Source organism: Kluyvera chengduensis, from assembly GCF_044197065.1.
Taxonomy (GTDB): domain Bacteria; phylum Pseudomonadota; class Gammaproteobacteria; order Enterobacterales; family Enterobacteriaceae; genus Kluyvera; species Kluyvera ascorbata_C.
The window spans coordinates 109,487-123,558 of record NZ_JBIQOI010000011.1; the positions used below are offsets into that span (position 1 = coordinate 109,487).

16 protein-coding genes are annotated in these 14,072 nt (G+C 53.4%); 8 read left to right on the forward strand and 8 right to left on the reverse strand.

The window, feature by feature from the left end; translation table 11 throughout:
• Positions 1-344 precede the first annotated feature (344 nt).
• From ACH1XZ_RS20790 to ACH1XZ_RS20825, 8 genes are all read left to right on the forward strand, one after another.
• Complete coding sequence (locus ACH1XZ_RS20790) at positions 345-1,211, forward strand: FliM/FliN family flagellar motor switch protein (RefSeq protein ID WP_395596995.1); 867 nt, start codon at positions 345-347, stop codon at positions 1,209-1,211.
• Positions 1,204-1,578 (forward strand): FliM/FliN family flagellar motor switch protein, encoded by a 375-nt coding sequence (locus tag ACH1XZ_RS20795; RefSeq protein ID WP_395596996.1) that lies wholly within the window; start codon positions 1,204-1,206, stop codon positions 1,576-1,578. The genes ACH1XZ_RS20790 and ACH1XZ_RS20795 overlap by 8 nt, the downstream gene beginning before the upstream one ends.
• Positions 1,575-2,333 (forward strand): flagellar type III secretion system pore protein FliP, encoded by a 759-nt coding sequence (gene fliP / locus ACH1XZ_RS20800; RefSeq protein ID WP_395596997.1) that lies wholly within the window; start codon positions 1,575-1,577, stop codon positions 2,331-2,333. Before ACH1XZ_RS20795 ends, fliP begins: the two co-directional genes overlap by 4 nt.
• A 14-nt stretch (positions 2,334-2,347) precedes the next feature.
• A complete protein-coding gene (locus ACH1XZ_RS20805; RefSeq protein ID WP_395596998.1) occupies positions 2,348-2,620 on the forward strand; it encodes a flagellar biosynthetic protein FliQ in 273 nt (90 codons plus the stop codon).
• Between the two features lies 1 nt (position 2,621).
• On the forward strand, positions 2,622-3,404 hold the full coding sequence (fliR, locus tag ACH1XZ_RS20810) for a flagellar biosynthetic protein FliR (RefSeq protein ID WP_395596999.1): 783 nt from the start codon (positions 2,622-2,624) through the stop codon (positions 3,402-3,404).
• Entirely contained in the window at positions 3,394-4,533 is a 1,140-nt protein-coding gene (gene flhB, locus ACH1XZ_RS20815) for a flagellar type III secretion system protein FlhB (RefSeq protein WP_395597000.1), read from the forward strand. Before fliR ends, flhB begins: the two co-directional genes overlap by 11 nt.
• Entirely contained in the window at positions 4,517-6,610 is a 2,094-nt protein-coding gene (gene flhA / locus ACH1XZ_RS20820) for a flagellar biosynthesis protein FlhA (RefSeq protein WP_395597001.1), read from the forward strand. The genes flhB and flhA overlap by 17 nt, the downstream gene beginning before the upstream one ends.
• A gap of 112 nt (positions 6,611-6,722) precedes the next feature.
• Complete coding sequence (locus ACH1XZ_RS20825; protein WP_395597002.1) at positions 6,723-7,022, forward strand: hypothetical protein; 300 nt, start codon at positions 6,723-6,725, stop codon at positions 7,020-7,022.
• Here the strand turns inward: ACH1XZ_RS20825 and ACH1XZ_RS20830 are convergent.
• From ACH1XZ_RS20830 to ACH1XZ_RS20865, 8 genes are all read right to left on the reverse strand, one after another.
• Positions 7,019-7,780 (reverse strand): C40 family peptidase, encoded by a 762-nt coding sequence (locus ACH1XZ_RS20830; protein ID WP_395597003.1) that lies wholly within the window; start codon positions 7,778-7,780, stop codon positions 7,019-7,021. The two genes, ACH1XZ_RS20825 and ACH1XZ_RS20830, sit on opposite strands and share 4 nt — an antisense overlap.
• Before the next feature lie 148 nt (positions 7,781-7,928).
• On the reverse strand, positions 7,929-8,144 hold the full coding sequence (gene nqrM, locus ACH1XZ_RS20835) for a (Na+)-NQR maturation NqrM (RefSeq protein WP_395597023.1): 216 nt from the start codon (positions 8,142-8,144) through the stop codon (positions 7,929-7,931).
• Positions 8,145-8,146: 2 nt separating this feature from the next.
• Positions 8,147-9,370 (reverse strand): NADH:ubiquinone reductase (Na(+)-transporting) subunit F, encoded by a 1,224-nt coding sequence (gene nqrF, locus ACH1XZ_RS20840; protein ID WP_395597004.1) that lies wholly within the window; start codon positions 9,368-9,370, stop codon positions 8,147-8,149.
• Positions 9,371-9,382: 12 nt separating this feature from the next.
• Positions 9,383-9,979, reverse strand: a complete 597-nt coding sequence (gene nqrE, locus ACH1XZ_RS20845) for an NADH:ubiquinone reductase (Na(+)-transporting) subunit E (protein WP_333500581.1) — start codon at positions 9,977-9,979, stop codon at positions 9,383-9,385.
• A gap of 6 nt (positions 9,980-9,985) precedes the next feature.
• Positions 9,986-10,624 carry an NADH:ubiquinone reductase (Na(+)-transporting) subunit D gene (locus tag ACH1XZ_RS20850; RefSeq protein ID WP_035894452.1) on the reverse strand — a complete coding sequence of 213 codons (639 nt, stop codon included), beginning with the start codon at positions 10,622-10,624 and terminating at the stop codon, positions 9,986-9,988.
• Positions 10,617-11,411: a Na(+)-translocating NADH-quinone reductase subunit C gene (locus ACH1XZ_RS20855; RefSeq protein WP_395597005.1), complete on the reverse strand. Its 795-nt coding sequence runs from the start codon at positions 11,409-11,411 to the stop codon at positions 10,617-10,619. The genes ACH1XZ_RS20850 and ACH1XZ_RS20855 overlap by 8 nt, the downstream gene beginning before the upstream one ends.
• Complete coding sequence (locus ACH1XZ_RS20860) at positions 11,404-12,642, reverse strand: NADH:ubiquinone reductase (Na(+)-transporting) subunit B (protein ID WP_395597024.1); 1,239 nt, start codon at positions 12,640-12,642, stop codon at positions 11,404-11,406. Before ACH1XZ_RS20860 ends, ACH1XZ_RS20855 begins: the two co-directional genes overlap by 8 nt.
• 3 nt (positions 12,643-12,645) lie before the next feature.
• Positions 12,646-13,989 (reverse strand): Na(+)-translocating NADH-quinone reductase subunit A, encoded by a 1,344-nt coding sequence (locus ACH1XZ_RS20865; RefSeq protein ID WP_395597006.1) that lies wholly within the window; start codon positions 13,987-13,989, stop codon positions 12,646-12,648.
• Between the last annotated feature and the right edge of the window lie 83 nt (positions 13,990-14,072).

A 14,072-nucleotide genomic window follows, 5' to 3' on the forward strand; every position in this document is an offset into this window, starting at 1 on the left:
ATAAAAATCAACAAGATGATAAAATATTGAACAAACAACAACCATTAATCGATTAATCTTACGCCTCATCACCCCCTTGCAAAATAGCTCATTTTTCATCCTTTTATTATTTTTTAATTATAATTATTGATTATTTATTATTTGCAGAAAACGCCACTAGACGATTAAATATCAGACCCTACATGATCGCTAGCCGTAGGCACAGAAAACACACTGGATAACGACTCAATGAGACATGCTAAAGGAATTAGCACCTATATAAATGGAATTATTTATATATCTACCACCAGGGGATATGTCCCCCCCCAATCCGCGTCAGAACATAACCGCAGAGAAAGCGCATCATGCTGAAGTACAGTCAAACCCCGGGTATCTTTAAACTTGAAGGTAATCGGCTTGGGCGCCCATACCATCGTCTGCCGACCATGTTTACGGGGAATTTTGATACGCTAGAATCACACCTGGCTAACTATTTTCTCAAAAAGCATCGCACCAATATTTCTCTCAAGAAAATATGCTGTGAGATGGATGTGATAAATAAAAATGCCGACCTGCTGGCCTCGCAGGTCGGCCATCTGGCATTTGATATCGACAGATCATTACTTCTCATGCTGTTGGGGAATTTTTATGGACTGGATGCTTCGCTGACAGAAGATAATTCATCGGACCATTTACCAACCAAGACCGAAATTCGCCTGAAGAATAGATTAGCGATTGATATCTGTAACGTTGTATTTGATAAGAATACCTCCGGTATTCCGTTGACGTTGAAACCGGACAGCAGCACGGTTCAGACCCACTGGGCCTATCAGCTCACGTTCATTCTGGGGGACGATGAAAAAAATAGCCTGAGAATACTGCTCGATGACGCGCATACGGATTATATCCTCAACCTTATTCGCCGCAGCGAAAGCAATCAGTCAACGCATCGCGTGGATAAAACCAGCCGCCCTGAGAAAAAGCAGTCGCTGATTAACGCCATTATTAATACGTTACCACTGACCATGAACGTAAAGATAGCGGAACTGCCGTTAAGCGTTGCCGATCTTACCAGCATTAAGCCTGGCGATATTTTGCCGATCGCGATGCCCGAGCATTTTCCCGTGTATATCGGGAAGTCTGAACTGTTTAATGCCCTGATCATAGAAGATAAAGACAAACTGTTTTTATCCGAATTAACGAATAAAACGTTGGAGAAATCCTATGAGTAAGCAAGAAGATATTTTAGAACAAGGTTTTGAGCTTAATAACGAAACCACAAAAGCCAGCCCCGACACGTCCGCCGCAGAAAAGCTGGTTACCCGTCTGGAAGACCGTTTTTCTGAGTCAATGACGCTGCTCAAACGCATTCCCGTCACGCTCACGCTAGAAGTGTCTTCCGTAGAGATCATGCTAGCTGACCTGCTGAATATCGATGATGACACCGTGATCGAGATGGATAAACTGGCCGGCGAGCCGCTGGACATTAAGGTCAATAACATCCTGCTTGGTAAGGCAGAGGTGGTGGTCGTTAATGAAAAGTATGGCCTGCGCGTTCTTGAGTTTAACGCTAACGAAATCAACGATCTGGCACCATGAAATCAGCATCACGCCTCCCCTTTATTCTGGGTTTCACGCTGCTGTGCCTTTCGCCTTACGCCTGTGCACAAGGTGGCGATATTCCGTTGCTGAACGTCATTACCCACGGAAGCAATCAGGAATACAGCGTTAAAATTCAGGTGCTGCTGCTGATGAGCCTGGTGGGCCTGCTGCCCACGCTGCTTCTGATGATGACCTGCTTTACCCGCTTTATCATCGTGCTTTCGCTATTGCGCCAGGCGCTTGGCTTGCAACAAACGCCGCCAAATCGCATTCTTATTGGTATTGCGCTATCGCTCACCATGCTGGTCATGCGGCCTATCTGGATAAACATTTATGACCATGCCGTCGTACCGTTTGAAAATGACCAGATAACGTTACCGCAGGCGCTGGGTACTGCCGCTGCGCCGTTGAAACGCTTTATGCTCGCGCAGACCAATAAAAAAGCAATGGCGCAGATTATGACCATCGCCAACGCCAAAGGTAACGCCACGGATCAGGACCTGTCGATTGTGGTGCCGGCCTACGTGCTCAGCGAGCTGAAAACCGCCTTCCAGATAGGCTTTATGATTTATATCCCCTTCCTCGTCATCGACCTTATCGTGGCGAGCGTACTGATGGCGATGGGGATGATGATGCTGTCGCCGCTGATCGTTTCGCTGCCCTTCAAGCTGATGCTGTTCGTCCTGATTGACGGCTGGTCGCTGACCGTGGGCACGTTAACCTCCAGCATTCGCGGCCTGGGGCTGGGATAAAAAAGGATTTACCCATGTTAACCGTTGATGTTGCCGCCGATATTGTCGCCAGCGGGATTAAAATCGTCATTGTTCTGGTCTGTGTTCTGGTCGTCCCGAGCCTGTTGGTGGGCCTGCTGGTCAGTATTTTCCAGGCCGTGACGCAAATTAACGAACAGACGCTCAGCTTTTTGCCTCGTCTTATCGTGACGCTGGTCGTACTGGGCGTATGTGGAAAATGGATGATCGTCCAGCTAAGCGATCTCTGCGTTCATCTGTTCACCCAGGCCGCTATCCTGGTGAATTGATATGCGTGAAATCGATATTACCCAGCTCAGCGCTCTGGTTTTGGGACTCTGGTTCCCCTTCGTGCGCATTATGGCGTTTATGCACTACGTGCCGGTGTTTGATAACGCCGTGCTGACCGTGCGGGTGCGCATTATTTTGTCGCTGTCGCTGGCGATTATCATTACCCCGCTTATTCCGCACCCGGTACCGACCAACCTGCTGTCGATAAACAGCGTGATCCTCACCGTGGAGCAAATTGCCTGGGGGATGCTCTTTGGGCTGATGCTGCAATTTCTGTTCCTCGCGCTACAGCTTGCCGGGCAGATCCTCTCGTTCAACATGGGGATGAGTATGGCGGTGATGAACGATCCGAGCAGCGGCGCGTCGACGACGGTGTTGTCCGAGATGATCAACATCTACGCCATCCTGCTCTTTTTCGCGATGGACGGGCACCTGCTTCTGGTCAGTATTCTCTATAAAGGCTTCACCTACTGGCCGATTGGCAACGCGCTGCATCCGCAGACGCTGCGCACCATATCACTGGCATTAAGCTGGGTTATCGCCTCCGCGATGCTGTTAGCGCTGCCAACAACCTTCATTATGCTGGTTGTGCAGGGCAGCTTCGGCCTGCTCAACCGTATATCACCGGCGCTGAACCTCTACTCGCTTGGCTTCCCGATTAACATGCTGGCGGGCATGGTGTGCTTCGGTACCCTGCTCTATAACCTGCCTGACCACTATCTACATCTGGCCGACTTCGTTTTACAGCAGCTTGATGCGCTAAAGGGGCACTATGGCGGATAACAGCAGCGACGAAAAAACAGAAAAACCCTCGGCGCAAAAACTTCGCAAAGCCAGACAAGACGGGCAGCTCCCACGCTCCAAAGATATGGGCATGTCCGCGAGCCTGTTCGCCGCCTTTATGGTGCTGTCCAGCAGCTTTCCCTGGTATGAAGATTTTGTCCGCGAGAGTTTTATCAGCGTGCATCAGTACGCGCAGAACATTAACGACCCGGAGATTATCAGCCAGTTTTTACGTCACCATCTGCTGATCCTGGGCAAGTTTATTCTGACGCTGCTGCCGATGCCGCTGGCGGCGTCGGTCGCTTCACTGGTGCCAGGCGGCTGGCTGTTTCTGCCGAAAAAGATCCTGCCGGATTTCTCGAAACTCAGCCCACTGAAGGGAATAGGCCGTCTGTTTTCATCCGATCATCTGGTGGATACCGGCAAGATGACGATCAAAGCGATCATTCTGTTGATCATGCTGTGGATTAGCCTGCGCAATAACGTGATGACGTTTCTGGGCCTACAGGAACTCTTTTTCAAGCAGGCGGTGGCCGATGGCCTGTCGCTGTACGCCAGCGTGATGCAGAACTTTGTCATCCTGTTTATTTTCTTTGCCCTTATCGATGTACCGCTGGCCCGTAAGATGTTTATCAAAGGGCTGAAGATGACCAAGCAGGAAGTCAAAGAAGAGTATAAAAATCAGGAAGGTAAACCTGAGGTCAAAGCGAAAATCCGCCGCCTTCAGCGGCAGATGGCAATGGGGCAGATCCGCAAAGTCGTGCCGAAAGCCAATGTTGTCATCACCAACCCGACTCACTATGCCGTTGCCCTGCAATATGATCTCGACCGCGCCGCCGCGCCTTTTGTCGTCGCTAAAGGGACGGATGAGATTGCACTCTATATTCGTCAGGTGGCCACCGAACACAGCATCGAGATAGTCGAGTTTCCCAAGCTGGCGCGCTCGGTCTATTACACCACGCAGGTTAATCAGCAGATCCCCTTCCAGCTGTATCGGGCGATTGCGCATGTCCTGACCTACGTCCTGCAAATGAAACACTGGCGCGATGGCGCACAGCAGCGCCCGTCACTGAACAGACATATATCCATTCCGAAAGAGGTCCTTAAACTGGATGCCGAAAATAACTAAACACCTTCTGGCGGTGCTGCGTAACGGCAGCATTGGCGTACCGCTGGTCATTCTCTGTATTCTGGCGATGGTTATCCTGCCGCTGCCGCCAGCGTTACTGGACATTCTGTTTACCTTTAACATTGTGCTTGCGGTGCTGGTGTTGCTGGTGAGCGTGTCGGCAAAACGTCCGCTGGAATTCAGCCTGTTCCCGACCATCTTGCTTATCACCACGCTGATGCGACTGACGCTGAACGTCGCTTCGACGCGCGTGGTGCTGCTGCACGGTCATATGGGCGCAGGCGCGGCCGGTAAGGTTATTGAATCTTTCGGTCAGGTCGTTATTGGCGGTAACTTTGTGGTGGGCTTCGTGGTGTTCATCATCCTGATGATCATCAACTTCATCGTGGTGACCAAAGGGGCAGAGCGTATTTCCGAAGTCTCCGCCCGCTTCACCCTCGATGCGATGCCGGGCAAACAGATGGCTATCGATGCCGACCTTAACGCCGGGCTTATCAATCAGGCTCAGGCCCAGACACGACGCAAAGATGTGGCGGGTGAGGCTGACTTCTATGGCGCGATGGACGGGGCGTCGAAATTCGTGCGTGGCGATGCCATCGCCGGGATGATGATCCTTGCCATCAATCTTATCGGCGGCGTGTGCATCGGGATTTTCAAATACAACCTGAGCGCGGAGGCGGCCTTCCAGCAGTACGTGCTGATGACCATCGGTGACGGTCTGGTCGCGCAGATCCCTTCCCTGCTGCTCTCCACCGCCGCGGCAATCATCGTGACCCGCATCAGCGATAACGGCGATATTGCCACCGACGTGCGGACCCAGTTGCTGGCGACGCCATCGATTCTGTATACCGCTACCGGCATTATGTTCGTGCTGGCTATCGTCCCTGGGATGCCGCACTTCCCGTTCCTCGCCTTCAGTGCGCTGTTGGGCTTTACCGCCTGGCGCATGAGCAAGCGCCCGAAAGCCGCCGAACACGAGGAAAAAAGCCTCGAAACGCTGACCAAAACCATTACTGAAAATGCCGAGCAGGTGGTCAGTTGGGAAACCATTCCGCTGATTGAACCCATCAGCCTTAGCCTGGGGTACAAACTGGTTTCTCTGGTGGATAAGTCGAAGGGTAACCCGCTCACCCAGCGTATTCGCGGGGTGCGGCAGGTCATTTCAGACACCAATGGCGTGCTGCTGCCGGAGATTCGCATTCGTGAAAACTTCCGTCTCAAGGCCAGCCAGTACGCCATTTACATCAATGGGATTAAAGCGGATGAGGCCGATATCCCCGCAGATAAACTGATGGCGCTGCCCTCGAGCGAGACCTATGGTGAAATCGATGGCGTGATGGGGAACGACCCGGCCTACGGGATGCCGGTTACCTGGATCCAGCCCGCGCAAAAGGCAAAAGCGTTGAATATGGGGTATCAGGTGATCGACAGCGCCAGCGTTATCGCCACCCATGTGAATAAGGTCATTCGCAACCATATTCCCGATCTGTTTAACTACGACGACATCACTCAACTGCATAATCGCCTCTCTTCTATGGCCCCAAGGCTGGCGGAAGACCTCAGCGCGGCGCTGAACTACAGCCATCTGTTAAAGGTGTATCGGGCGCTGCTGATTGAAGGCGTATCGCTACGGGATATCGTCACTATCGCCACGGTGCTGGTCGCTAGCAGCGCGACAACTAAAGATCCGATTCTGCTGGTTGCCGATGTTCGTCTGGCGCTACGCCGAAGCATCACCCACCCGCTGGTACGCAAGCAGGAGTTGACGGTATATACCCTGAATAACGAGCTGGAAAACCTGCTGTCTAACGTCGTGAATCAGGCCCAGCAGAGTGGAAAAGTGATGCTCGACAGCGTGCCAGTTGATCCGAATATGCTCAACCAATTCCAGACCAATATGCCGCAGGTGAAAGAACAGATGAAGGCGGCCGGTAAAGAGCCCGTACTGCTGGTCGCTCCACAATTACGTCCGCTGCTGGCACGCTATGCCCGCCTTTTTTCTCCGGGTCTGCATGTGCTTTCTTATAACGAAGTTCCCGATGAGCTGGAATTAAAAATCATGGGAGCATTAAGCTAAATAAATATATAGAGCGACAATTAAGTTTCGTCCTGATTTGTCGCTTTATAGTTCTGAACATACCAGGGAAGGTGTGTTTCTCCAGAAAATGTTTATTATCAGGGATAATCATGTGATGAGAGATGAAAAAGTAAAAAGGAATTTTGCTTACCGCTCCGGGCATCATCCGCGGCGCCAATATTCTCCAACTTTTATGGAATTCGTGCATCGTCAGGAAGAACGGCAGGAACACCATGAACAGGAGATGAGTCAACACGCTCCTTGCGGTAAATCAGCAGACAATCAACGATATCATCCCATCCCGGACACTTTTGATACCCCGCCCGTGCCGCTGATTAACACCTTTGACCTCTTTCTGGCAGCCGCGCTGATGTTTCTTTTCATCAGCATGCTGCTGCTATTTATGAATTAAAGCACCGTGTTCTCTGTCAGGATCCGTCGAGCGCCAAGATAGTGATCCTGCCAGAACATATCCGCTAAATGGCTAACACGAACAGTTTCTCCGGTACGCGGTGATTCAATAAAGTCGCCGTTGCCCAGATAGACCCCCATATGATCCGCAATCTCTTGGCTATGAATATGGAAGAAGAGCAGATCGCCGCGACGCAGATCGTTATTTGCTACGATCGTCGCACGACGATAGTGATACATTTCATTCGCCGTCCGCGGTAATTTTTCCGCGAGGATCTTATTGTAGGCGTAAAATATCAGACCACTACAGTCAAATCCCCGATCGGGATTAACGCCTCCCCAGATATACGGTTTTCCCAACTGCTGTTCAAGACGGTGAATCGCAACTTCGGTCATATTATGCAGATGGTCGCTATTGAGGAAATGCGGGTTTTCAGCCAGCGCTTTCCAGTGACGATCGCTGGCCTTAAGCGGGCCCGGAAACCACTCCGGGTGCTGCTTAATCAGCAGGCGGTTCTGTTGGCGCAGCGCTTTCTTACTCTCTGCGTCGCCCACCACAATGTAGCTGGCCTGCTTTTTCAGCTTCGCATGATATGCCCCCCACAGCTTTTCCCGGTTCTGCATACGCAGCGAAGCGCCATAGCTTAGCGAAGCATGGGCGGCAGGCTTGTGGGTATGCGCAATAGCAAACGGACTCAGCGTCATGCAGGCCAACAATGCGGTGGACAGAAAGCGGGTCGATGTAGAGGGGGAAGCCATGAAAACCTTTCAACCGTGAAACGTTGAAACAGTCTACGTTGGCAGGGTTTACGCCAGGATTAATTCTCGATTATTAATCAATTAATAATTATATTTCATCACGTTAAATAACCCGGCTGATGGGCATCATACCGGGTTATCCGTCGATTTACAGGATACGGTTCTGCTGGCGCTGTGCTTCCCGAGCCATGCGTTTTTTACGCGCATCACAGGGTTCAGGGCAATCGCATACCTTTTCCAACCCCAGCGATGAAATCCCCCCGCAGCTTCCCTGTAGGCTTTTCCGCTTGACCAGATAGCCAAGCGACATGCCGAAGATAACCAGCAAGAAAATGCAGAAGGTCGCCAGAAAGACCGTTAACATCATCAGCCTCCAAAGTCATCGAGCATGATGTTCTCATCCTCAACGCCCAGCTCTTTGAGCATTTTGATAACCGCCGCGTTCATCATTGGTGGCCCACACATATAGAATTCGCAATCTTCCGGTGCCGGGTGGTCACGCAGGTAGTTTTCATACAGGACGTTGTGAATAAAGCCAGTATAGCCCGTCCAGTTATCTTCCGGCAGCGCGTCAGAGAGCGCAATATGGAAGGTAAAGTTCGGGTTTTCTTGAGCCAGCTTTTCAAATTCGTCCTGGTAGAACATTTCGCGCAGGGAACGCGCGCCGTACCAGAAGCTTATTTTGCGGTTGCTATGCAGGCGTTTAAGCTGGTCAAAGATATGCGAACGCATCGGTGCCATCCCCGCACCACCGCCGATAAATACCATTTCCGCCTCGGTCTCTTTGGCAAAGAATTCACCAAACGGACCAGAGATCGTCACCTTATCGCCCGCTTTCAGCGACCAGATATACGAAGACATAATTCCCGGCGGAACGTCAGGCGCGGACGGCGGCGGCGTGGCGATACGCACGTTGAGCATGATAATGCCCTTTTCGTCCGGATAGTTTGCCATCGAGTAGGCGCGCAGGGTCGGCTCTTTCACGTCGGAGACGTAGCGGAAGAGATTAAATTTATCCCAGTCACCGCGATATTCGTCCGGCACGTCAAAGTCGGCGTAGGCCACTTTATGCGGTGGGCATTCAATCTGAATATAACCCCCAGCACGGAACGGCACGCTTTCGCCAGCAGGAATCGCGAGCTTCAACTCTTTAATAAACGTCGCTTTGTTATCGTTGGAGATAACTTCACATTCCCACTTCTTCACGCCAAACACTTCGTCCGGCAGTTCGATTTTCATGTCCTGGCGCACGGCAACCTGACAGGCCAGACGGCAGCCTTCTTTGGCTTCTCGCTTCGTAATATGCGAAAGCTCGGTCGGCAGAATGTCACCGCCGCCCTCTTTCACCTTTACCCGGCACTGCCCGCAGGAACCGCCGCCGCCACAGGCGGACGAGATAAAAATGCCGTTGCTGGAGAGCGTATTCAACAGCTTGTCGCCGGCTGGCGTTTTGATCTGCTTGTCGGCTTCGTTGTTGATTTCAATCACCACGTCGCCGGCGTTCACCAGCTTCGATTTGGCGAAGAGAATCAGCACCGACAGCACCAGCACAATCAGCGTAAACATGGCTACGCCAAGTAATATTTCCATAATTAACGGCCCTTATAGCTGCACACCGGAGAATGACATAAAACCAAGCGCCATTAGTCCGGTGGTGATAAAGGTTATCCCTAAGCCGCGCAGTCCCGCAGGCACGTTTGAGTACTTCATCTTTTCGCGAATGCCCGCCATGGCAACAATCGCCAGCGTCCAGCCAATGCCGGAACCAAAGCCGTAGACGATAGACTCGCTGAAGTTATAGTCGCGCTGCACCATAAACGAGACGCCGCCGAAGATGGCGCAGTTCACCGCAATCAGCGGCAAGAAGATGCCGAGCGCGGTATAGAGCGACGGGAAGTACTTATCGAGGATCATCTCGAGGATCTGTACCAGCGCCGCAATCACCCCGATAAAGGTGATGAAGTTCAGGAAGCTGAGGTCAACACCCTCAACCAGCGCACCGTCGCGCAGCACCAGGTTATAGACCAGGTTGTTGATAGGCACCGACAGCCCCAGCACAACCGTTACCGCAACGCCAAGGCCGAACGCGGTAGAAACTTTCTTCGACACCGCGAGGAAAGTACACATCCCCAGGAAGAAGGCCAGCGCCATGTTCTCAACAAACACTGCGCGGACAAACAGGCTAATGTAATGAGCCATAATCGGTTACTCCTTTTCCTGCTGTTCTGGCTTCCAGCTACGCAGCGCCCAGATCAGCAAACCGATAATGAAAAATGCGCTCGGCGCGAGCAGGAACAGACCATTTGGCTGATACCAGCCGCCGTTCTGCACCGTTTCCAGCACCGTGATACCGAACAGCTTGCCGCTGCCGATAAGCTCACGCAGGAAGCCGACAATCAGCAGGATAGCGCCGTAGCCCAGCCCGTTGCCGATGCCGTCCATAAAGCTCGCCAGCGGTGGAGACTTCATGGCGTAGGCTTCTGCGCGCCCCATCACGATACAGTTGGTGATAATCAGCCCAACGAATACCGAGAGCTGTTTAGAGGTTTCGTAAGCGAACGCGCGCAGCAGCTGGTCGACGACAATAACCAATGAAGCAATGATTGCCATCTGCACGATAATGCGCACGCTGTTCGGAATGTGGTGGCGGATCATCGAGATAAACATGCTCGAGAATGCCGTCACCAGCGTCACCGCAATGGTCATCACGAAAGCCGTTTCCAGCTTGGTGGTGACCGCCAGCGCCGAACAGACACCGAGCACCTGTAGCGCAATGGGGTTATTGGCGATAAGCGGGCCAACCAGCACGCGCTTCATCTCTTTCATATCACCCTGCTCAGCCATGGTTCAGCCCTCCTTCACGCACCTGCTTCAGGAACGGGCCAAAGCCCATTTCACCCATCCAGAACTCAAAGCTATGCTGTACTCCGTTAGACGTGAGCGTTGCCCCGGAGAGACCGTCAACGGCATAGAGATCGCCCTGCGGTGCCGCGCCTTTCATCACCCGCAGCGCCGGTTTACCGTTATCATCCACCACGCGTTTTCCCACAAACTGCGCGCGCCAGTTCGGGTTTTCAATTTCACCGCCAAGGCCCGGGGTTTCCCCCTGGTCGTAATAGGTAATGCCACGGATGGTGCGACCGTCAGTATCCAGCGCCACAAAGGCGTACATCATCGACCACAGACCGTTTCCGTACACCGGCAGAACCATCTCCTGCACCTTCTGCTGTTCATCTTTAATAAGATAAATTTCCACTACGTTACTGCGACGGCGAATGCCCGCAGGGTCTTCGCTGGAGGTCAGCTCAATGCTTTGTGCAGGGTCTTTCAGCGCCTGACTTTGGTTAAACTTCGCCGGGTCTTTGTCGAGGATAGCGCCGCTTTTCAAATCGACCAGTCTAGGTACCACGCGGGATGCGAACACATCAGCCACATCGTCTGCTGACATTTTGTCGTGCATCAATCCCGCCACCGCCAGGATATTGCGCTGTTTATCCAGCGCGCGCTGCTCCTGCTGGCGTGGTTTCAACCCAACGGCGGAGCCCGCCACGACGATAGAGCAGACCAGGCAAAGCACCAGCACCACCAGCAGCGTTTTGCCGATGCTATCGTTACTTTTGTTTTCAGCCACGCGACTTCCTCCGCTTTATGTTGGCCTGCACCACCAGGTAATCAAAGAGCGGCGCAAAGAGGTTGGCGAACAGAATCGCCAGCATCATCCCTTCCGGATAGGCGGGGTTAACCACGCGGATTAACACGCACATCACGCCGATAAGCGCCCCGTAGCACCACTTTCCTTTATCAGTAAACGAGGCGGAAACCGGGTCGGTTGCCATAAACATCATGCCGAAGGCAAAACCACCCAGTACCAAATGCCAGTACCACGGCATGGCGAACATCGGGTTGGTATCGGAACCAATCAGGTTAAACAGTGTGGCGCAGGCCATCATGCCGAGCATCACGCCGGCAACGATGCGCCAGGAGGCGACACGGCCAAAGATAATCAGCGCTCCGCCAAGCAGAATCATCAGCGTCGAGACTTCACCAATTGAGCCCGGGATATTGCCGATAAAGGCATCCATCCAGCTCACCGGCTGGCCGGTCACGACGTTAACCAGCGACTCACCGCCGTGGCTTGCCCACTGGGAGAGCGGCGTGGCACCGGAGAAGCCGTCGGCCGCCGTCCAGACTAAATCGCCGGAGATTTGCGCCGGATAGGCAAAGAACAAGAAGGCGCGCCCCGCCAACGCCGGGTTAAGGAAGTTGCGCCCGGTACCGCCAAATATCTCTTTGGCAATCACCACGCCAAAAGTGATCCCCAGAGCGGCCTGCCACAGTGGCATGGTTGGCGGGACAATCAGCGCGAACAAAATCGAGGTGACGAAGAAGCCTTCGTTGATCTCATGCTTGCGCACGATAGAAAACAGCACTTCCCAGAAGCCGCCCACCAGGAAGACCACCGCGTAGATAGGCACAAAGAACACCGCGCCGAGCATCATCATGCTGAACCAGCCAGCATCTGGCGCGAAACTCACGCCCAGCGCCTGCGCCACGCTGTAGTGCCAGTTTCCGGCAATCACCTGCTGGAGCTGTTCAGCACCGTAGAGCTTGTGCAGCGCCGGAATGGTCTGCAGACCGACGTTGTACATCCCCCAGAACATCGCCGGGAAAACGGCGAACCAGACGAGGATCATCATACGTTTCAGGTCGATAGCATCACGAACGTGCGCCGCACCCTTTGTGACGTGTCCCGGCGTGTAGAGCAGCGTTGCCGTTGCTTCATACAGCGGGTAGTACTTTTCAAGCTTGCCGCCCTGCGTGAAGTGCGGCTCAACTTTTTCTAATAGCTGTTTTAAGCCCATCACTTAGCCTTCCTGCTCAATTTGCGTTAATACATGGCGTAATACCGGTCCGTATTCGTATTTCCCTGGACAAACATAGGTACACAGCGCCAGATCCTCTTCATCAAGCTCCAGACAGCCCAGTGCCTGGGCACTATCGGTATCGCCTGCCAGCAGGTCACGCAGCAGGACGGTTGGCAGGATATCCAGCGGCATCACCCGCTCGTAGCTGCCGATTGGGACCATCGCGCGTTCGCCGCCGTGGGTATCGGTGGAGAGGTTGAACAGCTTTTTCTTGAGGAAGTGGCCAAGCGTGGTGCGGGTGATGGAGAACTTATCCCGTCCCGGCGCGACCCAGCCCAGCAGCTCTTTGTCGCGCCCTTCTTTCAGCACGCTCACCTGCAGGTGGAAGCGCCCCAAGAAGGCATGCGGCCCGACGGCCTGCGTGCCATTCAGGACGGAACCGGAGATAACACGGTTTTCGCCGTCGTGGAGTTCGCCCACCAGCATGGCGTCGAGGTCCGCGCCAAGACGGGTGCGCAGCAGGCGCGGCTGTTTCACCTGCGGGCCACCGAGCGCAATAATGCGTTCGGTCCAGAGCACGCCGTCGAGGAACAGTTTGCCGTAGGCGATAACATCCTGATAGTTCAGGTGCCACACCTGTTTGTTCAGGCTCACCGGCTCCAGGAAATGAATGTGAGTACCCACTAGCCCAGCAGGATGCGGGCCAGTGAACTGGTTAAAGGTCACCTGTCCCTGAGGATGCCCACCCAGTTTCCCGCCGCTGCCCTGGCAGACATGCACTCTGCCGTCGGTCAGGCGCGTCAGCACGGTCAGACCGGCGTTAAAAGCGTCGCGCTGGGCGAGTATAATCGGCTGCGGGTCGGCAGCCAGCGGGTTGGTGTCCATCGCAGTGACAAAAATAGCCACGGGTTCGGCACCCGGCGCAGGCGTCTTGCTGAAAGGACGCGTACGCATCGCGGTCCACAGACCGGAATCAATCAGCTGTGCGGTAACCGTTTCACGCGACAACGTTGCTAGCTCATCGGGCGCGTAGGCGTTAAAGGTCACGGCATCATCGCCGTCAATATCGATAACAACAGATTGCAGCACCCGACGCTCACCGCGATGGATGGCGCTGACAATGCCGCTGGCCGGCGCGGTAAAACGCACACCGGTGATCTTTTTATCTTCGAAAAGCAGCTGCCCTTTGGCGACTCTGTCGCCTTCTTTGACCGCCATTGATGGGCGAAGCCCGATATATTCTTCACCTTTCACCGCGACACGCGTGACCGCCACATCATCAATGCGTTGCCCATCAGGCTGGCCAGCGATAGGCAGATCGAGGCCTTTGGTTATTTTAATCATACAGTTCGCAGGTATCCGTTAACGACGGCATCAGTTAGAAGCTGAAGCCAGCGTTTTGGTTAACGAAACAAAAGAAAGGAGTA

What these genes read in the sequence shown, in the direction of transcription:
- nqrF (WP_395597004.1), bottom strand. Translation starts at nt 9,370, where the DNA reads ATGGAAATATTACTTGGCGTAGCCATGTTTACGCTGATTGTGCTGGTG.
- nqrE (WP_333500581.1), bottom strand. Translation starts at nt 9,979, where the DNA reads ATGGCTCATTACATTAGCCTGTTTGTCCGCGCAGTGTTTGTTGAGAAC.
- flhB (WP_395597000.1), top strand. Translation starts at nt 3,394, where the DNA reads ATGGCGGATAACAGCAGCGACGAAAAAACAGAAAAACCCTCGGCGCAA.
- ACH1XZ_RS20850 (WP_035894452.1), bottom strand. Translation starts at nt 10,624, where the DNA reads ATGGCTGAGCAGGGTGATATGAAAGAGATGAAGCGCGTGCTGGTTGGC.
- fliR (WP_395596999.1), top strand. Translation starts at nt 2,622, where the DNA reads ATGCGTGAAATCGATATTACCCAGCTCAGCGCTCTGGTTTTGGGACTC.
- fliP (WP_395596997.1), top strand. Translation starts at nt 1,575, where the DNA reads ATGAAATCAGCATCACGCCTCCCCTTTATTCTGGGTTTCACGCTGCTG.
- ACH1XZ_RS20790 (WP_395596995.1), top strand. Translation starts at nt 345, where the DNA reads ATGCTGAAGTACAGTCAAACCCCGGGTATCTTTAAACTTGAAGGTAAT.
- ACH1XZ_RS20865 (WP_395597006.1), bottom strand. Translation starts at nt 13,989, where the DNA reads ATGATTAAAATAACCAAAGGCCTCGATCTGCCTATCGCTGGCCAGCCT.
- flhA (WP_395597001.1), top strand. Translation starts at nt 4,517, where the DNA reads ATGCCGAAAATAACTAAACACCTTCTGGCGGTGCTGCGTAACGGCAGC.
- nqrM (WP_395597023.1), bottom strand. Translation starts at nt 8,144, where the DNA reads ATGTTAACGGTCTTTCTGGCGACCTTCTGCATTTTCTTGCTGGTTATC.
- ACH1XZ_RS20795 (WP_395596996.1), top strand. Translation starts at nt 1,204, where the DNA reads ATGAGTAAGCAAGAAGATATTTTAGAACAAGGTTTTGAGCTTAATAAC.
- ACH1XZ_RS20860 (WP_395597024.1), bottom strand. Translation starts at nt 12,642, where the DNA reads ATGGGCTTAAAACAGCTATTAGAAAAAGTTGAGCCGCACTTCACGCAG.
- ACH1XZ_RS20830 (WP_395597003.1), bottom strand. Translation starts at nt 7,780, where the DNA reads ATGGCTTCCCCCTCTACATCGACCCGCTTTCTGTCCACCGCATTGTTG.
- ACH1XZ_RS20805 (WP_395596998.1), top strand. Translation starts at nt 2,348, where the DNA reads ATGTTAACCGTTGATGTTGCCGCCGATATTGTCGCCAGCGGGATTAAA.